This is a genomic window from Chryseobacterium sp. c4a, from assembly GCF_009900745.1.
Taxonomy (GTDB): domain Bacteria; phylum Bacteroidota; class Bacteroidia; order Flavobacteriales; family Weeksellaceae; genus Chryseobacterium.
Genome location: NZ_WXVU01000003.1, coordinates 294,407 through 319,776 on the forward strand (window position 1 = coordinate 294,407; position 25,370 = coordinate 319,776).

21 protein-coding genes are annotated in these 25,370 nt (G+C 36.6%); 20 read left to right on the top strand and 1 reads right to left on the bottom strand.

Going from position 1 to position 25,370, the window contains the following annotated elements:
• The first annotated feature begins 41 nt into the window (after positions 1–41).
• The 6 genes from GTR01_RS07295 (at position 42) to GTR01_RS07320 (ending at position 8,308) form a co-directional block, all read left to right on the top strand.
• Entirely contained in the window at positions 42–1,451 is a 1,410-nt protein-coding gene (locus GTR01_RS07295) for a stage 0 sporulation family protein (RefSeq protein WP_160137199.1), read from the top strand.
• Positions 1,444–1,908 carry a gliding motility lipoprotein GldH gene (locus tag GTR01_RS07300; protein WP_160137200.1) on the top strand — a complete coding sequence of 155 codons (465 nt, stop codon included), beginning with the start codon at positions 1,444–1,446 and terminating at the stop codon, positions 1,906–1,908. Before GTR01_RS07295 ends, GTR01_RS07300 begins: the two co-directional genes overlap by 8 nt.
• A 6-nt stretch (positions 1,909–1,914) precedes the next feature.
• The gene (locus tag GTR01_RS07305; protein WP_160137201.1) at positions 1,915–4,290 is read left to right on the top strand and encodes a transglycosylase domain-containing protein; all 2,376 of its coding nucleotides are present in this window, start codon (positions 1,915–1,917) and stop codon (positions 4,288–4,290) included.
• Between the two features lie 75 nt (positions 4,291–4,365).
• Entirely contained in the window at positions 4,366–5,907 is a 1,542-nt protein-coding gene (locus GTR01_RS07310) for a protein adenylyltransferase SelO (RefSeq protein ID WP_160137202.1), read from the top strand.
• A gap of 86 nt (positions 5,908–5,993) precedes the next feature.
• On the top strand, positions 5,994–6,953 hold the full coding sequence (locus GTR01_RS07315) for a T9SS-dependent choice-of-anchor J family protein (protein ID WP_160137203.1): 960 nt from the start codon (positions 5,994–5,996) through the stop codon (positions 6,951–6,953).
• A gap of 77 nt (positions 6,954–7,030) precedes the next feature.
• Positions 7,031–8,308, top strand: coding sequence for a DUF6080 domain-containing protein (locus tag GTR01_RS07320; protein ID WP_228452178.1), 1,278 nt, complete (start codon positions 7,031–7,033; stop codon positions 8,306–8,308).
• 47 nt (positions 8,309–8,355) lie between these two features.
• Here the strand turns inward: GTR01_RS07320 and GTR01_RS07325 are convergent, their stop codons facing one another.
• Complete coding sequence (locus tag GTR01_RS07325; RefSeq protein WP_160137204.1) at positions 8,356–8,913, bottom strand: SPOR domain-containing protein; 558 nt, start codon at positions 8,911–8,913, stop codon at positions 8,356–8,358.
• Between the two features lie 182 nt (positions 8,914–9,095).
• Here GTR01_RS07325 and GTR01_RS07330 point away from each other — a divergent pair, with 182 nt between their 5' ends.
• The 14 genes from GTR01_RS07330 to GTR01_RS07395 all read left to right on the top strand — a co-directional run.
• Positions 9,096–10,454, top strand: a complete 1,359-nt coding sequence (locus GTR01_RS07330; protein ID WP_160137205.1) for a c-type cytochrome — start codon at positions 9,096–9,098, stop codon at positions 10,452–10,454.
• A gap of 23 nt (positions 10,455–10,477) precedes the next feature.
• Positions 10,478–13,540: a TAT-variant-translocated molybdopterin oxidoreductase gene (locus tag GTR01_RS07335; RefSeq protein ID WP_160137206.1), complete on the top strand. Its 3,063-nt coding sequence runs from the start codon at positions 10,478–10,480 to the stop codon at positions 13,538–13,540.
• A 25-nt stretch (positions 13,541–13,565) separates the two neighbouring features.
• Complete coding sequence (nrfD, locus tag GTR01_RS07340; protein WP_045491788.1) at positions 13,566–14,963, top strand: NrfD/PsrC family molybdoenzyme membrane anchor subunit; 1,398 nt, start codon at positions 13,566–13,568, stop codon at positions 14,961–14,963.
• Entirely contained in the window at positions 14,950–15,471 is a 522-nt protein-coding gene (locus GTR01_RS07345) for a DUF3341 domain-containing protein (protein ID WP_047098680.1), read from the top strand. Before nrfD ends, GTR01_RS07345 begins: the two co-directional genes overlap by 14 nt.
• 1 nt (position 15,472) lies before the next feature.
• Positions 15,473–16,150 carry a c-type cytochrome gene (locus GTR01_RS07350; RefSeq protein WP_160137207.1) on the top strand — a complete coding sequence of 226 codons (678 nt, stop codon included), beginning with the start codon at positions 15,473–15,475 and terminating at the stop codon, positions 16,148–16,150.
• A gap of 8 nt (positions 16,151–16,158) precedes the next feature.
• Entirely contained in the window at positions 16,159–17,490 is a 1,332-nt protein-coding gene (locus GTR01_RS07355; RefSeq protein ID WP_160137208.1) for a quinol:cytochrome C oxidoreductase, read from the top strand.
• Between the two features lie 180 nt (positions 17,491–17,670).
• Complete coding sequence (locus tag GTR01_RS07360; RefSeq protein WP_160137209.1) at positions 17,671–18,876, top strand: hypothetical protein; 1,206 nt, start codon at positions 17,671–17,673, stop codon at positions 18,874–18,876.
• Positions 18,877–19,413 carry an adenine phosphoribosyltransferase gene (locus tag GTR01_RS07365; RefSeq protein ID WP_160137210.1) on the top strand — a complete coding sequence of 179 codons (537 nt, stop codon included), beginning with the start codon at positions 18,877–18,879 and terminating at the stop codon, positions 19,411–19,413. It abuts the gene before it with no gap.
• A 158-nt stretch (positions 19,414–19,571) separates the two neighbouring features.
• Complete coding sequence (locus GTR01_RS07370; RefSeq protein ID WP_160137211.1) at positions 19,572–20,279, top strand: tetratricopeptide repeat protein; 708 nt, start codon at positions 19,572–19,574, stop codon at positions 20,277–20,279.
• Positions 20,280–20,282: 3 nt separating this feature from the next.
• On the top strand, positions 20,283–20,801 hold the full coding sequence (gene ribH / locus GTR01_RS07375; protein WP_065395674.1) for a 6,7-dimethyl-8-ribityllumazine synthase: 519 nt from the start codon (positions 20,283–20,285) through the stop codon (positions 20,799–20,801).
• A gap of 214 nt (positions 20,802–21,015) precedes the next feature.
• A complete protein-coding gene (locus tag GTR01_RS07380) occupies positions 21,016–23,094 on the top strand; it encodes an LTA synthase family protein (RefSeq protein WP_160137212.1) in 2,079 nt (692 codons plus the stop codon).
• A gap of 181 nt (positions 23,095–23,275) precedes the next feature.
• Positions 23,276–24,127 (top strand): hypothetical protein, encoded by an 852-nt coding sequence (locus GTR01_RS07385; protein WP_160137213.1) that lies wholly within the window; start codon positions 23,276–23,278, stop codon positions 24,125–24,127.
• 79 nt (positions 24,128–24,206) lie between these two features.
• On the top strand, positions 24,207–25,067 hold the full coding sequence (locus GTR01_RS07390) for a neutral zinc metallopeptidase (protein ID WP_160137214.1): 861 nt from the start codon (positions 24,207–24,209) through the stop codon (positions 25,065–25,067).
• A 95-nt stretch (positions 25,068–25,162) separates the two neighbouring features.
• Positions 25,163–25,370 (top strand): helix-turn-helix domain-containing protein (locus tag GTR01_RS07395; protein ID WP_160137215.1); only part of this gene is annotated, 208 nt, incomplete at its 3' end.

Genomic DNA, 25,370 nt, shown 5'->3' on the forward strand with positions numbered 1-25,370 from the left:
ATAAAAATACATAAATTTGCAAGATTATAAATAATAGTAATATGAGTTGTGGATGCAAAACATCCGGCGATTCTGCACATTCTTGCGGCCCTAAAAAAACCGCAAATGGCTGTGAAAATGTAAATACCTGCGGGAATAGTTATAAATTAAGTGTTTTTGACTGGCTTTCTAACATCAACAATCCAGCACCAAACAGGTGTGATTTTGTAGAAGTTAGGTTTAAAAATGACAGAAAATCGTTTTATAAAAATGTAAATAATATTCCTTTACATATAGGTAGCGTAATTACAGTAGAATCTAGTCCGGGACACGATGTAGGCGTAGTAAGCCTTACGGGAGAATTAGTAAAGATTCAGATGAAAAAGAAAAAGTTTTCTGAAGAATCAGCACTTAAAATATACAGACAGGCCAACCAAAAAGATCTTGAGGTATGGCAGGAAGCAAGAAAAAAAGAAGACGCTGTAAAGCTTGAAGCAAGAAAAATTGCCCAAAGAATAGGTCTTGAAATGAAGGTAACTGATGTTGAATATCAGGGGGATTCTTCAAAAATCACATTTTATTATACTGCTGACAACCGTGTTGATTTCAGACAGTTAATTAAAGATTACGCCGGAGCTTTCAGAACCAAGATCGACATGAAACAGATCGGGTTCAGACAAGAAGCTGCAAAAGTAGGAGGAATCGGATCTTGTGGACGTGAACTTTGCTGCTCTACATGGTTAACAGATTTCAGATCTGTAAACACCAATGTAGCGAGATATCAACAGTTAAGTATTAATCCTCAGAAACTTGCAGGACAGTGTGGTAAACTTAAATGCTGTCTAAACTATGAGCTTGACAGCTATCTGGATGCATTGAGTAACTTCCCTTCTTCTTCCACTACACTGGAAACAGAAAAAGGAAAAGCATTCTGTATCAAAATTGATGTTTTCAAAAAGAAAATGTGGTTTGCTTATGTAGAAAACTCAATTGCATGGTATGACTTCGATATTGATCTTGTTAAAAAACTGATTTCAAAGAACAAAAGAGGTGAAAAAATACTTCCTTTGGAAGACCTGAAACAGCCCGAAACATCATCTCAAAGTATTGATCTGATCCAGGAGAACAATGTTGACCGCTTTGAGAAGAAAAACAGAAACAACAGAAACAGAAACAATCAGAATAAGCCAAACAACAATCAAAATCAAGGACAGGGACAAGCACAAGCACAGGGACAAAAGAAAAACAGACCTGAGAGACAGGAAAGACCTAACAGATCTGAAAAACCGGAAAACCCTAATGCAAATGCAGGAAACCAACCTAGACAACCTAAACCACAGCAACCCCAAAAAGCTCCTGTGGAAAAGGTAAAAGCTGAGGCTAATCCTGATGCAGATAAAGCTCAACAAAGCAATCCGAACAAGAAGAAATTTAAAAAGAAATATCCTCCAAAAAAAGATAAAAATGCGTAAAATCTTAGGATTATTCACCTTTATCCTTTTCTTTAGCTGTAACTCTTCTTCTGGAGAAGATGTTATTATGAATTCCGTTGACAATAAGTGGAATAAGAAAAGTGAACAAAAATTTAATCTTGAAATTTCAGATCCGCAGAATCCTAAAAATATTATATTTGTCGTAAGAAACAATAACAATTATCCTTATAGCAATATCAGGTTTATTGTAAATTTTACTAACCTTCAAAACAAAAAAAAGGAGACTGACACCCTGAATTACGTTTTGGCAAAACCAAACGGAGAATGGCTTGGTACAGGCTTTGGTGATACAAAGGAAACATTGTTTCAGTATAAATTAAATTATAAGTTTCCAGGAAAAGGAAAATATCAAATCGGGCTTACACAAGCTATGAGAAATGATAACTTACCGGGAATTGAAGATATTGGGATAAAAATAGAAACGGCTAAACCGTAACCATAAATGGAAGTAAATAATAAGAATACAGGAAATAAGGGGAAGAAATTTCCTCTACCCCCTAAAAAAAAGAACACCTCTTGGAAAAAATGGGTCTCATTTATTTGGATAGGACTTATTGCGGTAGTTTTAGGGATTTCAGGGCTTTTCTTTGCCGTCTCACAAGGATTCCTTGGAGAGATGCCAGATGTAAAAGAGCTTGAAAACCCAGATATCTTTGTCGCTTCTGAAATCATTTCTTCAGATGGGGTAACATTAGGTAAATTCGAAAAAGAAAAAACTCAACCGGTTGTTTACAAGGAGCTTCCTCCTTACCTTATCTATGCCCTTCAGGCAAAAGAAGATGAGCGTTTTAAAGAACATTCTGGAATCGACTTATATTCTATCGCCAGAGCTGTAGCTTACGGTGGTGGCCGTGGTGGAGGTTCTACTATTACCCAGCAGCTAGCAAAACTTCTTTTCACAGGAACAGCTTCTCAAAACAAGGTGGAAAGAGCATTCCAAAAGCTGAAAGAATGGGTGGTTGCTGTAAGTCTTGAAAAAAGATACACCAAGGAAGAAATCATTACCCTTTACTTTAATAAATTCGATTTCTTATTCAACGCTAACGGTGTTGAAATGGCATCCAGAGTTTATTTTAATAAAAAGACTTCCGAACTTACTTTACCAGAAGCAGCAACTTTTGTTGCAATGCTTGAAAACCCAAGAAAAAACAACCCTTACAGATATCCTGAAAAAGCAAAGGAAAGAAGGAATGTTGTATTGGATCAGATGCAGAAAACAGGATATATTGATGCTGCTACTTACGAAAAAGCAGCCAATACTCCTATAGAAGTGGATTTCCACCCTATTAAAAGCATTACTGATGGATATTCAGCATACTATAAGTTCTATCTGAGAAAAGAGATCGACAAGTATCTTGAAGCCAACGAAAAAGAAACAGGAAAAAAGCTTAATCTTTATAAAGACGGTTTAAAAATTTATGTGACTCTTGATTCTAAAATGCAAAAGTACGCTGAGGAAGCCATTAAGGAACACTTAACGGATCTTCAGAAAAGATTTGATGCAGAACAAAGAGGAAGAAAAAACAGGCCTTTCTATTACCTTACTGATAAGCAGATCAGCGATGTAATGCTTCAGGCTATGAAGAGAACCGGCAGATACAAGCTATTAAAAGCTGATGGGATGCCTGATGACTCTATCATGATGGAATTCAAAAAGCCTATCAAAACTTCAAGATTTACATGGGCTGGAGAAGAAGAGGTTGAAATGTCACCTTGGGACTCTATCAGATACCACAAACAAATTGCACAAGCAGGACTTATGTCTATGGTTCCGGGAACCGGAGAAATCAAAGCATGGGTAGGAGGTATTGATTGGCAGCATTTCCAATATGACCACATCAAGCAAGGAAAGAGACAGGTAGGATCTACCTTCAAGCCTTTCGTATATGCAACAGCTATTATGAAGTTAGGTATGACTCCTTGTTCAACTGTTTCTAACGGAACTTATGACCACAATGGATGGCATGTACCAGGAAGAGGAGGAATGCTTACCTTAAAAGATGGTTTAGCACACTCTCAGAACCCGATTGCTGCAAGACTTATTGAAATGACAGGTGTAGATGCTGTTATCCAGACCGCAAGAGATCTTGGGGTAACAGAAGATATTCCCAGAAACAATACGATCGCGCTTGGTTCATCAGATATTACCATCTATGAGATGTTAGGTGCTTACAGTACTTTCGCCAACTACGGAAACTACAATAAACCGGAGATGATATGGAGAATTGAAGATGCCAATGGTAGAGTAATTAAGGAAGTAAACGTAGAGCCTAAGGAAGTAATGAACCCAATGTATGCTTATACTATGATTGAACTAATGAAGGGTGTTGCGCAATATGGTACTGCATCAGGAGAACTAGGAAGAAGAGGAATCTCAAAAGCAGTGGAAATTGCAGCTAAAACAGGTACTACACAGAACAACTCCGATGGTTGGTTTATGGGAATCACTCCAAAACTTGCAACCGGAGCATGGGTAGGATGGGAAGACAGAGCAACCCACTTCTTTGGAACCGGTGAAGGTCAGGGTGCAAGAATGGCATTACCAATCTGGGCAATCTTCATGAAGAAAGTATGGGCTGATAAAACATTAGGAGTTACTCCGGATGACAAGTTCATCAAACCTTCAGACTGGAAAGATGGCTGTTCAAACCTTAAAGGACTTGGCGGCGGATATGGAGATGACGGAAGTCTTCAGACCATTGATGAGATTAAGAATCCAAGAGCAGCAGATCCGACCCCTAAAAAACCTACAGAAAAGAAAGAAGAGAATATTAATGAAAACCTTCATTCCAACGATGAGGTAGATTTTAATAAATAAATTCTCTTTTAGAAATACATAAGACCTTTCAAGAATTTGGAAGGTCTTTTCTTTTATAATTAATACCTTTGAAGCATGAATATCGAACGCATCAGCCAGCCTTTTATTAAAAAATTTCCCGGAGATTTTTCCAACAACCCTATGCAGCGAAATACTCCTAAGGTTTTATTTTCAACCATCCAGCCTGCCGGTTTTGATAAGCCTCAGGTAATAGCCTTTAATGAGCCTTTATCAGAAGAGATAGGGCTAGGCAAATTTGAAGATAAAGATCTTGATTTTTTAGTAGGAAATAATCTCCCGGGCAACGTTCAAACCTATGCAACAGCTTATGCAGGTCATCAGTTTGGAAGCTGGGCGGGCCAACTTGGAGACGGAAGGGCAATCCTTGCAGGAGAAATCACTAATAGCTCAGGAAAAAAAACAGAAATACAATGGAAAGGTGCTGGTGCTACTCCTTATTCTCGCCATGCAGATGGAAGAGCTGTTCTCAGGTCTTCGGTAAGAGAATATCTAATGAGTGAAGCCATGTATCACTTAGGCGTTCCTACAACAAGAGCTTTAAGCCTTTCCTTTACCGGAGAAGATGTTGTACGTGATATCATGTATAACGGAAATCCACAATTGGAAAAAGGAGCCGTAGTAATCAGAACTGCTGAAAGCTTTCTTCGTTTTGGACACTTTGAATTGATGTCTGCTCAACAAGAGTATAAAAACTTACAAGATTTACTGGATTTCACCATTGAAAATTATTTTCCAGAGATCACATCATCTGATATTCAAAGATATAAAGATTTTTTTGAAAACGTTTGTACTCGTACAGCAGACCTTATGGTTGAATGGTTTAGAGTTGGATTTGTACATGGAGTGATGAATACGGATAATATGTCGATTTTAGGACTCACTATCGACTATGGGCCTTATTCTATGATGGATGAATATGATTTGAATTTTACTCCTAACACTACCGATCTTCCAGGAAGGAGATATGCTTTTGGAAAACAAGGCCAAATCTCTCAATGGAATCTTTGGCAACTGGCCAATGCCCTTCATCCTATCATTAAAGATGAAAAGTTTTTGGAAGATACTTTAAACAAGTATGGTAATTATTTTTGGGAAGCTCACGACAAGATGCTCTGCAGAAAATTTGGATTTGATGAACTGAAAAAAGATGATGAAGAGTTTTTCACCAACTGGCAGGGATTGATGCAGGAATTAGAATTTGATCATACTTTATTTTTCTCTCAATTGGAAAACTTAACAGCGGATACCAATCTAAAAGAATATTTCAGCATTGCCTCCTACTCTTTTTTAAATGAAGAAAAAGTTAGCAAGCTTAAAAACTTTATTGAAAAATATCAATCCAGACTGAATTCAAATTCTATTTCAAGAGAAGATTCTTTACAAATGATGGCAAAATCAAACCCTAAGTTTATTCTAAGGAATTATCTGCTTTATGAATGTATTGAGGAAATCAACAATGGAAAAACTGAAATGCTGGATAAATTAACCCAAGCATTGGAAAACCCTTATACAGAGCTATATCCAGAATTTTCAACCAAAAGACCTTCCGGGTATGATGACACAGCCGGATGCTCTACACTTTCGTGTAGTTCTTAACAAATATACCACAAAGCAAAAATATTCATTAAAATATCAACATCATATTAAATGATTTTTACTAAATTTAGAAAAATCTTTTTAATATGAAAAAAATTATACTTTCTTTAAGTTTAATGTTGGGAACGCTTGCATATTCCCAAACAGTTTTGCTCAATGAGAGCTTTGAAACATATCCGAACTTTGTTGTTACCGGAATTGGAAGTTGGCTTACACTTGATCTTGACGGAGCAAACACCTTTTATGGTGGTGGCCCAGTAATCAATGGAACTACTGTTTCTTCATGGACTCCCAATTGGCCTAATGCTTCATCAGCGAAGGCTTTTCAAATATTTAACCCTTCCGCAACTAATGCTACAAACAATCTTACAGCAACAGCAGGAGTAGATGAAGAAGTAAGAGACTTCACTCCACACACCGGTCAAAAATATGCTGCGTCATGGGCTGCATCTGCACAATTAGGAACAATTGCCAACAACGATTGGCTTATTACTCCTGCGGTAGCGCTAGGCACAACATCCAATACTCTAACATTTTGGGTAAAAGCTCTTTCCCCAGATTATACTGAACAATACAAAGTAGGGATATACACAGGAAGCGGTACTCCCGTTACCGACACCAACTTCACAATCATTTCCGGAGCTACCGCTCTGAATGCTACCTATCCTGCTTGGCAAATGGTAACTTATAATCTTGACGCTTATGCAGGACAAACGATAAGAGTAGGCTTCAACTATATGGCCGAAAATAAATATATGTTTATGTTGGATGATGTAAAAATCACTACCGGCGGATCTCTTGGCACTCATGAAAATTCAAAAACAAAAACAAGTACTGCTATCTATCCTAACCCAACTCGAGGAGAAATTAATATTAAAACAGACAAAAAAATAAAATCTACTTCCGTTATAGATATGTCTGGAAAAACACTTAGCAGAACAGAATCCGAAAACACCAACATTTCTACTCTTCCAAAAGGAACTTATCTGATGAAAGTAGAGTTTGCAGATGGAACTTCCACCACAGAAAAAATAATCAAACAATAATCATTGTGTATATACAATCTTCCTAAAACCACCAATTCTGGTGGTTTTTTGTTTTACTTTTGCAAAAAATACGACACGTGTTATTTATCAAAACAAAATTTATTAACTTTCTAAGGCTCGTTTTTCCATCCTCTTATACAGAACTGGCTGTTTTCTTGTTTTTTATCACTTGCTATGGGATCCTTGGATCTTATATTGCCATTCATTATAGAATTATCTTCGACAGCCGAATTCCATGGGATGCTTACTTTAGTTTCGATAATAAATCGATCCTAATGACAGGAGGCAGCTTTGAAAGACATCCTTTATCTTATTATTTTTTCAACTGGATCAGAGAACTCTGCCTGTTAATATCAGGCGGAAAAATGGATACGACCTTCAGGCTTGCCCTGGCATGGCTTAGCAATATTATTATTACCTTAAATGTTGTTCAGATTTTTAAATACCTTAAAAATATTATCAGCCTTCCATTAGCCTATAACCTATTGATTACTTTATTTTTTTGGGTATTCTCAACCAATATTATTCTTTCCTTCACTCCGGAAAATTTCACTTACACCTTATTTTTACTTTCATTGTACAATCATTATGCAGCTATAAAACTCAGAAAAGAAGAAAAGATCCCAGCAGCAGCTTTATCATTGGCAAGTATCACTATTGGAGGACTCACTATCACTAATATTGTAAAAGTTTTCATCCCGGTATTTTTTGAAAAAGGGCTTTTCAAAAACTGGAAAAAAATAGCAAGTGCAATTCTAAGAGGAATAATAGCCATCTTACTCTATGCACTACTCTATCTTTATAGGATTGATTTCAAATACCAGAACATTTTTTCAAAGACGAATCAACAGTATGAAAAATTCTCTAATGTAGAATCTATGCCGACATGGGATATGATCCTTTCTTTCTTTTTTGGAGGGAATATTCTTTTTCCAAGTTTTATCATATCTGACAAGCATAATATGAAAGGTTTTGACTTTAAAGGTCTTTATATGGATCTTTATTCATCTCCTATTCCCTACATTTTCATTATCTTATTATTGATATTAATAAGTTGGAGTTATCTAAAAAATTTCAAGAATAAATGGGTTCAGGTCATTATGATTTCATTCTTCTTTGACATTGTGATCCATTGTGTAATGAGATTCGGACTTCACACTTCATATATTTATGGCGGACATTTTATATTTGTATATCCATTGCTTATGGGGTGGCTATTACGCTCATACAGATCCTCTGCAAAAATGATGGCTTTTTTAACATTAATAATTAGCGTATTGTTGATGTATCTACTCACCAACAACCTGTTCAGAATGTCAGAATTCTTCTGGTTCTTAGAAACGTATTACCAATAAAAAAAGCCGGGACAATTCCCGGCTTATATATTTTGAAATATTCAATATTACTTTGCTTCTGAACAGAAGATTCTATACTGTACAGCAACTGCAGACTTGAAGTATTCTCTTATTTTAGAAAGATCACCAGAAGCACTCTGTTTAGTAAAATAACTTCCTGCTAAAATTTTATAGTTGGGTCTTAAAGAAGCATCGGTTTCCACTTTAAGGTTAGGAAATCTTTTTCTGAAGTAAGACTTTACCTCATTAGCTTCTTCATTACTTTTTACAGTTGTAATCTGAATTTTGTATCCTAAAATTCTAGGATTTTTTCTACAGATTTCAGCATTCGTCAATTCCCTATTCGGTACATAAATCTTATTTGGTTTTGTACTCGTTCCTGAGGAAATACCAGACTCATTATTGCTATAATCTTTGATTGGATTATTGGTAACAACTCTAGAACATTTATCTTCCACTCCTTCCAAAGCAGCGTTTATTTTGGAATCCATGGTGATGACAAGCTCCGTTCCTGAAAGCGTATCCTTTTTAACAACCTGCTGGGCTTCAATACTATAAAAACCAAACAATGATAATATCGAAAATATTTTGATCAAATTTCTCATTTAAACTTGTTTCCGCAAATTTATACAAATTAAAAAACTATACCAAACGAGTTATTTAGAATCAATACAAATTAAACGTAAATGATATTTTCCCCTTTCTATATGCCGTTAAATTTCTGTTAAAAATATTATTTTTGCGGAATTGATATGTTTCAATAATTTACTAACATAAGATAATTTAAATGATTAGTTGGAGAAAGCATTATAAAAAAACGTTGATCGCAATAGGCTTATTGCTATCAACCAGTGCTTCATTTTACGGGCAAGACGGCGATCCTAAAAACGGAGAGAAACTTTTCAAAGCGAATTGTACTGCATGTCACGCATTGGACAAACAGGTAATAGGGCCACCATTAAAGGGGGTTGTAGAACGTGTTAAGACAGAAGGCGGTGTAGACAGAGATTGGCTTCACAAGTGGATCAAAGACAACAAAGCTCTAAGAGCTTCTGGGGATAAATACGCCAATGAGATTTTTGAAAAGTTTAATAAGACTGAAATGTTACAATTCCCTAACCTTACGGAGAAGGATATTGATGACATTTTAGCTTTCACAACTAACCCTCCTGCTCCTGAGGAGAAAAAGACGGAAGCAACTCCTGCAGCTGGCGCAGCTACGGCAGCTCCTGCAGACAAAAGCACAACAAACATCGTTATTATTTCACTTTTAGCCATCGCTGGTCTATTAGTTTGGATTTTAGTTAAACTAAGACAATTAGTAAAACTAGGTCAATCTGAAGAGTTATCAGGGCTTAACGAAACAAGAGTTCGTTCTTTCAGTGAAATGTACGAGAAGTTCCACTACGTTGGTAAGGCGTTATTAGCAATTCTTGCTATTCTTGCGGCTTACGGAGTTTGGAACTGGTTAATGTGGATCGGGGTTTACAAAGGTTACAAACCAGAACAACCAATCTACTTCTCTCACAAAATCCACGCTGGAGAACAAAAAATTGACTGTCAATTATGTCACTCTAGTGCTAAATACGGAAAAGTATCTGAGATTCCTTCTATGAACGTTTGTATGAACTGTCACAGAACAATTTCTGAATACAACGCAGATCACTACATGGAGCCAGGAAAAGATAAGGCATTCTATGATGGAGAAATTCAGAAGATCTACGCAGCAACAGGTTGGGATCCTGCTAAACAACAGTATACAGGAAAAACACAACCGGTTGAATGGACAAGAATCCACAACATGCCAGATTTCGTTTACTTCAACCACTCTCAGCACGTTATTGCTGGCGAACAAGCGATCATCAACTCTTTCAACAAGAAGAACCCTAACAACAAAATTGATGTTGTTTGTAAAGCTTGTCACGGTAAGATTGACACAATGAATGTTGTTCAAATGGCTAACGACTTTACTATGGGATGGTGTATCGAGTGCCACAGAACTACTGAGGTTGATATGAACAACGGTTATAATAAAGAGTACTTCAAGAATCTACACGACAAGTTGAAAAAACAATATCCACAAGATGGAGGTAAAATCACTGTAGATGCAATTGGAGGTCTTGAGTGTGGTAAATGTCATTATTAATAACTAAAAAATTAGAAGTATAAATGGCTTCAAACAAAATACAATTCAGAAGTATTCATGAACTTAAAGATCCAGCTTTAAATAATAAGCTGGCTCAGAAAGAGTTTCAGGAAGAAATTCCGGTAGAAGATTTCCTTGGAGATGCTGAGACAAACGGATCAAGTACTTCAAGAAGAGATTTCCTTAAATTATTAGGATTCTCTACTGCAGCAGTTACTTTAGCTGCCTGCGAAGCTCCGGTAATCAAAACGATTCCTTATGTGGTAAAACCGCATGATATTATTCCAGGAGTCCCTAACTATTACGCTTCAACATATTTTGATGGGTTCGACTTTGCTAGTGTTTTAGTAAAAACTAGAGAAGGTAGACCAATCAAAATTGAACCAAACCCGGCTGGTGGTGATTTAGGTAAAACTAACGCAAGAGCTCAGGCAAGTGTACTTTCTCTTTATGATAATGATAAAGTAAAGCAGCCTAAACTAGACGGTAAAGATGAAACTTTCGATAAAGTAGACAGTTTCGTTATCAAAGGTTTGGAAGAAGCTAAAGCATCAGGCAAAAAGATTGTGGTTTTATCACACTCTTTTGCTTCACCAACTTTCAAAAAGCTATTTGCTGAATTCAAAGCTAAATATCCTACAGCTGAATTAGTAACTTTCGATGCATATCCGTATGCTGCAGGACTAGATGCAGCTCAGGAAGTATTCGGACAAAGAGCATTACCTGTTTATGACCTTAATGGTTCTGAATTGGTAGTTTCTTTCCAGGCTGATTTCTTAGGAGATTATAACGCTTCAAGCTTAGAGTCTTCTTACGCAGCGGCTAGAAAACCAGGAGCAAACATGTTAAGACACATCCAAGTGGAATCTAACATGTCATTAACTGGTGCTAACGCTGACTCAAGATACAGATTAAAGCCAAGTGCAGTAAACAAAACTTTAGTTGAAGTTTACAACGCAATCGTAGGTGGCGGTACTTCTGATAAAACTGCAACTGAAATTGCTAACGAACTTAAAGCAAAAGGTAGCAAAGCTGTTGTTTTTGCTGACGGTTCTAAAGGTGCACAGGTTTTAGCACACTTAATCAACCAAAAATTAGGTTCAGTAGCTTTCACTGGTAAAGCTAACTTCCTAAAAGAATTCAACGGTGCAAGATATCAGGAATTCCTAGGTTGGGTAAACGGTGGACAAGTTGGAGTACTAGTTACAAACAACGTAGATCCTATCTATGCTCATCCAAAAGGAGAAGACTTCAAAAAGTCTTTATCTAAAGTTCCTTATGTAATTGCTGTTGCTGATAAGAAAAATGAAATGTACAAAGCAGCTAAGGCTGTTATTCCAGTAGCTAACTGGTTAGAGTCTTGGGGAGATATCGAACCACAGACTGGAGTATATTCATTAATGCAGCCTACCATCCAGAAAATCTATAAATCAAGACAGATTGAAGAATCTTTATTGGTTTGGAAAAATGGTAAGAACAATGCTGCAAACAACTACTACGATTATTTAAAGGCAAGCTCTGCTTCTCTTTTAGGCGGTACTTCTTTCAACAAAGCATTATATAACGGTATCAATGCTTCTACTAACTCAACAACATTATCTTATGCAGGTGGAAACGCTGCTCAGGCTGTTGCTGAATTAGGAAACTTCAAAGCTTCTGATTTAGAATTAGTATTATACACTAAGACTTCAATGGGAGATGGTACTCAGGCAAACAACCCTTGGTTACAAGAGTTACCTGACCCGATCACTAGAATGTCTTGGGATAACTACTTGACAATTTCTCCAAAAGATGCAGAAAAGTTTGCTATCGATAACGATCTTAATGCGAGAATGCAGTTAGATGGTTCTATCGTAAACCTTACTGTAAACGGAGTTACAATAAAAGACGTTCCTGTATTCGTACAGCCAGGTCAAGCAGAAGGATCAGTAGGTCTTGCGCTTGGATATGGTAAGAAAAACTCAGGAGCAACTGCTGATACAGGGGTAAATGCTTATCCTTTATTCGATGGTTCTAACCTTGTTCTTTCTGGTGTTAAAATCGAGAAAACAGGAGAAGATCACGAATTCGCAGGTATCCAGCTTCAAAATACATTAATGGGTCGTTACGAAATCGCTAAAGAAGTTCCTTTAGCTGAATTCATCAACGTACCATTCGACGATGAGCACAAAGGATGGAACAAACCTTTGGAATACCACACAATCAGTGGAGCTCTTCCAGCAAGAAAAATCGACCTTTGGGATGCATTTGATGATACTGACGGTCCTCACTTCAACTTATCTATCGACTTGAACTCTTGTACAGGTTGTGGAGCATGTATCATTGCTTGTCAGGCTGAAAACAACGTTCCTGTAGTAGGTAAAGAAGAAGTAAGAATGTCTAGAGATATGTATTGGTTAAGAATTGACCGTTACTACTCTTCAAAACAAAAAGTTGAAGTATACGAAGGATTAAAAGAAGGAATGGCTGTACCAGAATTATACGGTACTGCATTCAACAAAGAAGGTGGGGCATTGAACCACCCGGCTGATAATCCGGATGTAATCTTCCAACCAGTAATGTGTCAGCACTGTAACCACGCTCCATGTGAAACAGTATGTCCGGTAGCGGCAACTTCACACGGTAAGCAAGGTCAAAACCATATGGCTTACAACAGATGTATCGGTACCAGATATTGTGCAAACAACTGTCCATACAAAGTAAGACGTTTCAACTGGTTTACTTATAACCTAAACGATAAGTTCGATTACAACATGAACAACGATTTAGGAAGAATGGTACTTAACCCAGACGTAGTTGTAAGAACTAGAGGGGTAATGGAGAAATGTTCAATGTGTATCCAAATGACTCAGAATACTATTCTTGAGGCTAAGAAAGAAGGAAGAAAAGTGAAGGATGGAGAATTCCAGACAGCTTGTTCTAAAGCTTGTTCTACTGGTGCAATGACATTTGGAGACATGAATGATAAAGATTCTTCAATTAGAAAGGTTTACGCCTCTAACAGAAGATATTATTTACTAGAGGAGATCGGAACAAAACCAAACGTGTTCTATCACACTAAAGTAAGAAACAGAGTAGAAAAATAAAGTTTAAATAATAAATAGGTAAAAAATGTCAGGACATTACGAAGCTCCGATAAGGGAACCTCTAATTATTGGTCACAAAACTTATCACGATATCACAGAAGATATTGCACGACCTATCGAAGAAAGAGCAGGTAAATTATGGTGGATTTCATTATATGCAGCCTTAGTTCTATTCATCTATGGATTCGGATGTATCGCTTATACGATCGGGACAGGTATTGGATCATGGGGGCTTAACAGAACTATTAACTGGGGTTGGGATATTACCAACTTCGTATGGTGGGTAGGTATCGGTCACGCCGGAACCCTAATCTCAGCAGTATTATTATTATTTAGACAGAGATGGAGAATGTCTGTAAACAGATCTGCAGAGGCGATGACGATCTTTGCGGTTGTACAGGCAGCAATCTTCCCTGTAATTCACATGGGTAGAGTTTGGGTTGGATACTGGGTATTCCCATTACCAAACCAATTCGGTTCTCTTTGGGGGAACTTCAACTCTCCTCTACTTTGGGACGTATTTGCGATCTCTACGTATTTCTCAGTATCAACTGTATTCTGGTTCATGGGACTTATCCCTGACTTTGCAATGATCAGAGATAGAGCTAAAACTCCTTGGACTAAAAAGATTTATACTTTCCTTGCATTCGGTTGGGGTGGTAAAGCAAAACACTGGCAAAGATTCGAAGAACTTTCTTTGGTTCTTGCAGGTTTGGCAACTCCACTTGTATTCTCGGTACACACAACCGTATCTTTTGACTTCGCGACTTCAGTAATTAAAGGATGGCACTCAACTATCTACCCTCCTTACTTCGTTGCTGGTGCGATCTTCTCAGGATTTGCAATGGTACAGACACTATTGTTGGTTGCTAGAAAAGTTTGTCACTTAGAAGAATATATTACAATGTATCATATCGAAATTATGAACATCGTAATCGTTCTTACAGGTGGTATGGTAACTGTAGCTTATGCAACTGAATATTTCATCGGATGGTACTCAGGATCTAGATTTGAGGATTTCACATATCTTTCTCCAGGTGCTGCTGTAGGACCTTACTGGTGGGCATTCTGGTCATTGATCATCTGTAACCTTGTGGTTCCTGCTTCTTTCTGGTTCAAAAAAGCTAGAACGAACATTATCTGGACTTTCATTGTTGCTTTGATCATCAACATCGGTATGTGGTTTGAGCGTTTTGATATCATCGTTATCAACCTTTCAAGAGACTACTTACCAGGATCATGGACAATGTTTAAGCCAACGATCATTGATGTGGGTGTATACTTAGGAACTATCGGATTCTTCTCTGTATTATTCTTATTATACGCAAGAACATTCCCTGTAATTGCACAGGCTGAATTAAAATCGATTTTGAAAATCTCAGGTGAAACTTATAAAGCAAAAGAAGGAGATGAGCACCACTAAAATTGTATACGGACTTTATGCTGACGACGACGATTTAATGAACGGCGTTAAAGCATTCAACGATAAAGGAATCAAAATAAACGAGGTTTATACTCCGTTTCCGGTTCACGGACTAGATAAGGCTTTAGGGTTAAAGAAAACTAGAATTTCTGATGCTGCTTTCATCTATGCTTGTTATGGTGTTACTATTGGTGCTACTTTAACTTGGTACGTAATGAACCACGACTGGCCTCAGAACATCGGTGGTAAACCAGCATTCGACTGGGGACACAACATGCCGGCATTCGTAGTTCCAATGTTCGAATTAATGGTATTCTGTGCTGCTCACATGATGTCTTTAACTTTCTTAGTTAGAAACAAAATGTATCCAGGAGCTCCAGCTCAGAACCCAGATCCAAGAACTACTGATGATAAATTCATGATGGAATTCGTAACTGAAGATGTAGAATCTGTAAAGCAGTTGCTAATTGAAACTGGAGTTGAAGAAATAACTGTTAAAGACGCTTAAAATGAAAAAGAATGTATTAAGAATTACAGCAGTTTTAGGTTTAACAACAGTTTTACTTAACTCTTGCGGACCAAAGGAGAACACTCCATTGGTATACTTCCCGGACATGTATTTTCCGGTAGCTTATGATCCATTGATGAAAGCTCAGGATGCGTATTCAGATCATGAAAATGAGATCCCTGCTTTTGTTAAAAATAATGGTGCAACAGGTCTTTCTCCAGTAGAAGGATCAGTTGCTCAAAATAAAGACGGAGTTTTTGAAGAAAGCTTATTACCAAAGAATGTTGACGAGTACAACGCAGGGTATGATGCTTCTAAAAAACTAACAGCTTCTCCTCTAAACCCAGCTAATGCAGCGAAGGATCTTGAAAGAGGAAAAGTATTGTTCGACCACACTTGTGCTGCATGTCACGGAACAGGAGGTGATGGACAAGGACCAATTGTACAATCTGGTGCATTTTCTGGAGTTCCAAACTATGCAGACAGAGAAATTACTGTAGGATCTGTTCATTATGTATTAACAAACGGTAGAAACGCAATGGGATCTTATGCTGGACAGCTAAACCCTGGTGATAGATGGAGAGTGGCAATGTATGTGATGAGTGCCTTCAAAAAAGGCCCAGCAGCTCCGGCAGCCGCAGCACCAGCAACTGAAACGACTACCGAAACTAAAAAATAAGAAAAGAAATGTATAGTTTTTCACCAAAATTAAAATCAACTTCTATAATACTTCTTGTTGTAGGTTTAGTTCTGTTTGGTATTGGTTTCTTTATGAACAAAGGACTTTCTACTGAGAAAATAGAACAAATGATGGAAGCTGTTCACGCTTCTGGTCATGATGCTCCTACTCACTCAAGTGAAATGGTTGGACCGCAGGATCATGCAGCTCACTTAGAGCATGCTACTATGCAAATCCATAACCAGCCTTTAGCATCATTGCACTTTGTGGCAGTGTTCTTCTTTGGAGTAAGTTGCGCTGTACTGTTCTTCTACTGTATTCAGCACGCAGCTCACGCAGGATGGCCTATTATCATCACAAGAGTAATGGAAGCTATTGCTTCTTATATTCCTTACGGAGGTGCTATACTGGTTATTATGATGATCTTAAATATCACTCACAATGGCCACCTATTCCACTGGATGGATCCGGAATTAACAAACCCTGAATCTGCACACTTTGACGTAATTTTATTCGAAAAGAAAAGATTCTTAAACATACCTTTCTATGCTATCAGAACGATCATTTATGTTGTAGGTGCTTCTTTCTTCGCATGGAAACTTAAAGCTCAGTCTAAAAAAGTAGACGATACTAAATCTAAAGTTGAGTATCAAATGCTTTACAGATGGGCGGTAGGATATATTGCATTCTTCGGATTTGCTTCTGCTGCTTGGGCTTGGGACTGGTTGATGTCTATTGACCCTCACTGGTATTCTACAATGTATATCTGGTATTCAATGGTTAGCTGCCTTTCAAGTGGTATTGCTGTAATCATTCTATTAAGTGTTTATCTTAAGAAAAATGGTTTCTTACCACAGTTCAATGACAACCACTTACACGATTTAGGAGTATTCCTTTTCGCTACAAGTATGCTTTGGACATATACATGGTTCGCTCAGTTCATGCTTTATTGGTATGCAAACGTTCCGGAAGAGGTTAACTACTTCTTTGGTAGATTCCAACACTACGGTACTACATTCTTACCAATGCTGATCATTAACTTCTTATTACCACTATTGGTATTAGTAAGTAGCAGCATCAAGAGAAACTATAAAGTGGTTACCACAATGGCTGTAGTAGTTATCTTAGGACACCTTTTAGATTACTTCAACATGGTAATGCCAGGAACGGTAGGCCCATTCTGGAACACTCCTGAAGTATTCTTGTTAATCCTAGGAGCAGTTCTATTCGTAGCTGGATTATTTATGTTTACTGTACTTTCAGCTTTATCTAAACTGAAGTTGATTCCTACAGGAAACCCATACCTACACGAATCTGAAATTTATGAGTATCCTTTCTAAGGACTTATAACACAATAAAACTCTAAAAGACTGATTGTTTAAACGATCAGTCTTTTTTTTCTTAAAATATATCCCCTATTTTCAACAGTTATTTTAAAAATGATTTCCAGAAAAAACAAAATAAAAATAAAATCCACTATTAATAAAGGTTTTAGTAAATTTGCAACAAACCAAATAAAAATGAAAAAGTTTTCTTTTCTACTTGTTTTCAGTCTGTTGCTTTTTACAGCATGTAAGAAAGATCATGTAGATGCTACGAATACTAAAACGCTGCAGTCAAGTATCAATGATATGACTTCCAGCTTACCTACCATTAAACAAATTAAGTTTAATGAAGCTCTTTATATCCTTAAAACATTTGGCGTGGAAGCTGATGGAGATGTGAACGAGCTAAAAGCTCTTGGAAAACTGATTAACGGGAAAAAAGTTCCCGAAATCATGACCCTTGCTGATGAAGTTGCACAAAAAAACGGAATTGAATGGGCCAGTACTAATCCTCCTTCATTAGGTGAAATGAATATCTTCGGTGATGATAAAGCTAAAGAAAGCGATCCTAATGACGTAAAAGCAGGAGCATTATCGATTGTAACAAACCCAACAGGTAATGATGGAAACGGTGCGCCAACAGCCATCCAGATCATTCCTAGATTAGTAGATGCCGCGGGAAAACCTGTATCATTTACCGGAGCAGGTTTGGAAGCTACCTTGGAAGTGTTCAGCAATGGAGTAAGACTTTCTACTGCTAAAAACCTGATGCAGGATAACAACTTTAAAGGATTTAACCTTAAATTCTCTTCTATTCCGGCTTCAAAAGTAGTAGATAACAAAATTGATATCACCGTTTCTGTAAAAACAACGGCAAAGACATTCAAAATGTCTAAAATTGGATTGGATGTAAATGCAGCAGCATTGAAAGTTCCTGCCGTTCCAAAAACAGATACAACCGCAGTACCACAGCAACCAAGTGCAGTAGTAGATCCGAATAATCCGGCTACAACTACTCCACCTGCAACTACAGAACCAGGTACAGCAACACCTGCAGCACCGGCTACTCCAAAACAGCCTACTGCAGATCCAAAAAATACAGTAAGCAAGTTTCTGAACAGTGTAAGTTCTCAGAATCTTAAAGCGGCTTATGACGCTTCAAACAACCCAAGCTGGGGAAGCTATGAGTCTTTCTCCAATCCTAATTCAGGTTTTGGAGCTATAAAGAATGTAAGCGTAAAAAATATTACCACCAGTGCATCTAATCCCAATGGAGCTAGTGTAAATGCTACTTATGATGTAACGGATAAAAACGGAAAAACGACCTCATTAAAGGTAACTTTTGGACTTAAAAATGTAAACGGAGACTGGAAAATTTCCAGTTATAAAATCAACCCATAAATGGCCTCAGCAGAACTCATCAAAAGACTAGAAGAAACAATTGAAAATATTCCGGACTTTCCTATTCCAGGGATTCAGTTTAAGGATATCTCACCTATTTTTTTAGATCCAAAACTTTATGAAGATGTCATCGCAGACCTTGCTGCCAAAAGTAAAGGAAAAGTAGATGCAGTATGCGGAATAGAAAGCCGTGGTTATCTTTTTGGGATTGCGATTGCTGTAGCATTAGAAGTTCCTTTTATCTTAATCAGAAAAGCAGGAAAACTTCCACCACCAGTCATTTCAGAAAAATATGATCTGGAATATGGAAGCGCTGTTATCGAAACCCGTGAAGGGCAAATAAAACCTGGACAAAGAGTTTTAATTCATGATGATCTTTTAGCAACAGGAGGAACAACCGAAGCTGCTGCTAAATTAGTAGAAAAGCAAGGTGCGACTGTCTCTCAATTCAGTTTCCTTATTGGTTTAACAGGACTGAAGGGAGATGAAAAGCTGAAAAAATTTGGCGCTGAAGTCTATCACATTTTAGAATATTAATCTATATCAATAAAAAATTAATGCCTCGAAAACTATGTTTTCGAGGCATTTTCTATATTAACAGTTGATAATTCATAACATTTATAGAATAATGCTCTAAAACTATTTTGTAAATCTCTAAGAAACAATTAAATTTGCAATTCAATTTTTAAAAACTTATGGCAAAATTGGGAAAGAATGCTCAGAACGAGCAAGAAGGTAAAGAAACAGTTGAGTTCTTCAAAGATCTTGACAGAGAGGCCTTAAACACTGAGAGATTTCTTGAAAAATATTCAAAACCACTAGGGATTGTTTTTGGAGTTTTAGTGTTAGGAGTTTTAGGATTCTTCGGATATAAGCAATTTGTAGTTGCTCCTAAAAACGCGGAAGCAATGAAAAGCTTCCTTGCTGCTCAGAAAAACCTTACAGAAAATAAAAATGCTGAAGCTCTAGGAGGAAAATCTGCTGCAAACCCAGGTTTCATTGGAACAGCTAACGAATATTCAGCAACTAGCATCGGTCAGTTATCTGCTTACAACGCTGGTTTATTGAAATTCAAAGAAGGAAAATTCCAGGAAGCTTACGATCTATTAGATAAATTCTCTTCTGACAACAAAACGCTAATGGCAATGAAATACGGAGCTATGGCTGATGCAAAATCAGGATTGAACAAAAATGACGAAGCTCTATCATTATTAGACAAAGCAGCTACTGCTTCTGATGATCCTTATACGACTTATTTCTTCACAAGAAAAGCAGGTATCGTAGCTTTAGGATTAAAGAAAAATGCAGAGGCTAAAAAATACTTCTCTTCAATTGACGAGAAATACCAGGATTATGACAACGGAATGTCTGATTCTTACATTGAAATGACTAAATATTATTAAAAAATGGCAACAGTTAATCTTTCCGATTACAAGCCACTTCATATAACTAATGCCGAAGATTTTTCTATCGGCATTGTTTTTTCTGAGTGGAATGATTTTGTAACGTACAATCTTCGTGATGCAGCTTTGGAAATCCTTGAAAAAGAAGGGGTAAAACCTGAAAACATCAAGCTTTTTCCTGTTCCAGGAGCTTTTGAACTAAGCTACGCGAGCATGCAGCTTTGCAAAGAAAGAAAATATGACGCTGTAATCTCTATTGGATGTGTAATCCGTGGAGAAACACCTCACTTCGATTATGTTTGCTCTGCTGTAGCACAAGGTATCAAGGACTGTAATATCATGACAGATACTCCTACGATTTTCTGCGTTCTTACAGACGACACCAAAGAACAATCTATCGCAAGAAGCGGCGGAGACCTTGGAAATAAAGGTGTAGAAGCTGCAGTAACTGCTTTAAGAATGATCGATTTCAAAAAAAACTTATCTGATAAAAAAGGAAACATCGGTTTTGGACATTCTTAATTGATGATATACTTTAACGATATAAAGAGACTATTAAAAATAGTCTCTTTTTTGTTGGCAAATCTCAAAATATCCACAGATTAATTAAACTAAGGTTTAAATTATACCTATAAACTCTTAAATTCTTATTAATAAATATCAGGTTTTGCTTTTTTTGACCTAAAAGTTAGATACAACGAACTATCTTTGTGAAAATCGTATAGACCATAAATCCATGTTTTTAAAAAAAATAAAACCTTTCCTATATTTAGGAGTTTTTTATCTGATTATTTCTTTGATAATAAGGACGGTATTCTTTTTCCATCCTATCACTACAGCAAGTTTCGGCTTTTTTGAAATCATTAAAGTACTGTTTGTAGGTCTTATCAACGATATTTTTGTTTTTATCCTCGCCAGTGCCATCCTTGCACTCTACTTCTTATTTCTATCCAATTCAAAATATAAAAAGCCCTATGGATACATTATTTTTGGAGCATTAGCGGCCTTTTTTATGTATATCTGGCTGGTTCCAAATAATATATTCAAGCAATATGGAGGTTCTGTCACGGAGATAGCCCTTTCTTTTGTAGGAGTAAAGACCTTTCTATTTGGGTTGATGTTATTCCTTCCTACCCAAAGAATTAAGATTCGTAATATCTTATATTTTATCACCTTACTACTATATGTTCTTTTAATTATATTCAATGGAGTAAGTGAATATTTCTTCTACAATGAATTTGGAGTACGCTATAATTTTATTGCCGTAGATTATTTAATATACACAAATGAGGTTATAGGAAATATCATGGAAAGTTATCCGGTTATTCCGTTATTTTCAGGGATTATGATTGTAACTTTAGCGATAACATGGTTTATTTATAAAAAGACTAAAGACGAATTATTAGAACTTCCTAATTTTAAACAAAAACTGATCTTACTGGGATCATTCGCTGTACTTTGTGCAATAAGCCTAATGACCCTTCCATCATTAATGCAGATTAAATCTGACAATGTTTTTGCTGATGAAATTGAAGCCAACGGACTTCCTAAATTCTATTGGGCGTTCACCCATAATGAACTAGATTATTTCCAGTTTTACTCACAAATCAACCAACAACAGGCTGAAAAGAGTTTTTTAAGTCAGTTTCCACAACACTCCTTGTCCAGAAATATTGTAGCAGAACAGCCAGAAGTAAAGAAAAATGTGGTACTTATCTCTATTGAAAGTCTTTCTGCCGATTTTATGGAACATTATGGAAATACCCAGAAAATCACTCCATTCCTGGACAGTCTTGCGGATAAATCTCTGATGCTTACCAATCTTTACGCAACAGGAAACAGAACAGTACGCGGACTGGAAGCCTTAACACTTTGTATTCCTCCTACTGCTGGAGAAAGTATCATTAAAAGAAATGATAATAAAAACAAATTCACTACCGGAAGTGTATTCAAGTCTAAAGGCTATGATGTTAAATTCCTATATGGAGGCTACAGCTATTTTGATAATATGCAGGACTTTTTCGGTGGAAACGGATATGATATTGTAGACAGAAACAATTTCAAGCCTGAAGAAATTACCTTTGCCAATGTTTGGGGAGTTGCAGATGAAGATATGGCCAGAAAAGCCATTCAGGTAATGAATGCTGAAGCAAAATCAGGAAAGCCGTTTTTCAATCATTGGATGACCGTTTCCAACCACAGACCTTTCACTTACCCTGATGGAAGAATTGATATTCCGGGAACGTCAAAATCCCGTGAAGGTGGAGTGAAATATACAGACTATTCTCTAAAGCTTTTTTTCGACATGGCAAAAAAGCAGGATTGGTATAAAAATACAGTCTTCGTTATTATTGCAGACCATTGTGCTTCTAGCGCAGGAAAAACAGAACTTCCAATGGATAAATACAGAATTCCTGCAATGATCTTTTCAGAAGGGTTTATCCAGCCTCAAAAATTTGATACATTAATGTCACAAATTGATCTTATGCCTACTCTTTTTGGATTGCTAAACTTCAGTTATCAATCTAAATTCCTGGGTCAGGATGTTTTCAAACCTGAATTCCAGCCTAAGGCCTATATTGCCACATATCAAGATCTTGGATTTGTAAAAGACAATCGTTTAACCATCATTTCTCCGGTTAAAAAGGCAAAACAATACTCTCTTGAACTCGAGAAAAGTGATCTTGCTCCTGAGTTCAAATTATACTATAACGAGAAACTATTAAAAAATACAGATCAAAAACTGGTAGATGATGCTATTTCAGCTTATCAGTCAACTTCTTATTGGCTAAAAACCAAACAACTAAATCGATAAACCGGATCTATAGAAATCAACATCAATAGATATTTTATTTATATTTGGAAGAAGAAAACATTAACCAAAACCAAAAATTCAAGAATAGGATTAAGAAACTGTCTGAAAGCAGCAAAATTTAATTCAAAGTTCTATTGAGTTTATACTTTACAATATGAAATATTTATTTCAAAATAAGAGGATGTTTTTCATCCTCTTATTTTTATTTTCAGGGTTAAGAGCTCAGAAACTTACTATTATCAATAACACCGCTAAACCTATCATTGTAAAAAATGGTAAAAAAGAAACGCCCCTCAATAGCCGCGACAAAAAAGAATTTACTGAAACGGATAGGATCTTAATAAATATTCCGGAAGAGCCTATTCAAAATATCAATCTATTTCTTGAACCTACAGAAAAACTAAATATTACTGTAGATAAGGATAAAAAGATCATCTATACAGGAGATCAGGCTGCTCTTCATGAATACATCAACGAAAAAATAGTCATCGAAACCTATGGAAAACTAGATACCTATTATAGCATTGAGGATAAAAAAAATATTGGGGAGTTAAAAAATGTTTCAGAATTATTTCTTGTGGATATTTTAAAAAAATCCAATCTTTCAAATATTCTTATTTCACCGGATGATAAGCATTCTAAAAAGAGACTAAAAAATTATGTCAAGTATCTTTGGCTCTATACGCTATTTATAACCATTGACAGACAAAACTTAGAGAAGACATTTAAAAAAGAGGCAATTAATTATTATTACAAAAAGTATATAGAAACAGATATTCCCAAATTCAGCTGCACAACTTTCTTACAGCACAAAATCATTGAAGTTGTAGCAAAAAATAAATCTGTATTGCCAGCTGAACTTCCCACTTATCCTATAGTTGAGCATACCGATGAAGATACTATCAATCAATACCTGCCACAAAACTGTCAAAAACAATACTTTCAACAGAAATATAACTATCTGGAACACACCAACGGACATAACAAAGAGTATTATAAAAAGGTACTCATCGAAAAGTTTAATGAAGAATAGATTTTAATATTACAATTATAACATTTTAGCTATTGTAAACTTTAATTTTATAAATTTACGAAACAAAAAAGATATTATTATGAGATGGACAGACGACAGAGGCGGCAACGTTGATGATCGCCGTGGCTCCGGAGGCGGAGGTGGTGGTATGATTGTAGGAGGCGGGCTCGGAACTTTAATTATAGCAGCCATTGTTTTCTTTTTGGGAGGGGATCCTTCCGGTATATTGAATTCTGGCAGCATACAATCTTCAGGAAACTCTGAAAGAAGAGAGCTTACCGCGCAAGAAAAGCAAATAGGAGAAATGGTTGACATGATGGGAAAATGGAACATGATTACATGGGAACAGATCTTTAGAGAAAATGGAATGACTTACACTGCTCCCGAAATCGTTCTTTTTGAAAATACAACTACCTCGGCATGTGGTACTGCCCAATCAGCCATGGGCCCGTTTTATTGTCCTGCCGATCAAAAGGTGTATATGGATATGAGTTTCTTCAATGAACTACAACAGAAATTTGGTGCTAAAGTAACAGAGTTTACCGTTGCTTACGTTCTTGCTCATGAAGTAGGTCACCATGTTCAAACGCTTTTAGGAACTACACAAAAAGTAGATGCTCTAAGAAGAAGCGGAAGATATTCTGATGCTGAAATGAATAAAGTATCTGTAGCCACAGAACTACAAGCTGATTTCTATGCTGGAGTTTGGACCAAAAGAACAAATGACACCAAAAACATCATAGAACCCGGAGATATCCAATCTGCTATAGATGCAGCACAAGCTGTAGGTGATGATAATATTCAAAGAAGATCCCAAGGATATGTTAATCAGGAAAGCTTTACGCACGGATCATCCGCTCAGCGTAAAGAATGGTTTATGAAAGGATACAACACTGGTGATATTAGACAGGGTGACACTTTTAACCAGCTATTGAAGTAATAAAATAGACTTACATTATACAATAAATTGAATTAGTTAATACTTAATCTGACAGTTATAATCAAATTAAATAACTTTAAAACAGATTAAGTATTATGACAACACAACAAAAGATCATCAAAAACAAGTTAGGCGTACTTGAATTAGCACAACATTTAGGAAACGTATCCAAAGCCTGTAAGGTGATGGGATATTCCCGAGACAGTTTTTATAGATTTAAAGAATTGTATGAGCAAGGAGGTGAATTAGCATTACAGGAAATCTCCAGAAGAAAGCCAGTATTAAAAAATCGTGTAGATGAAG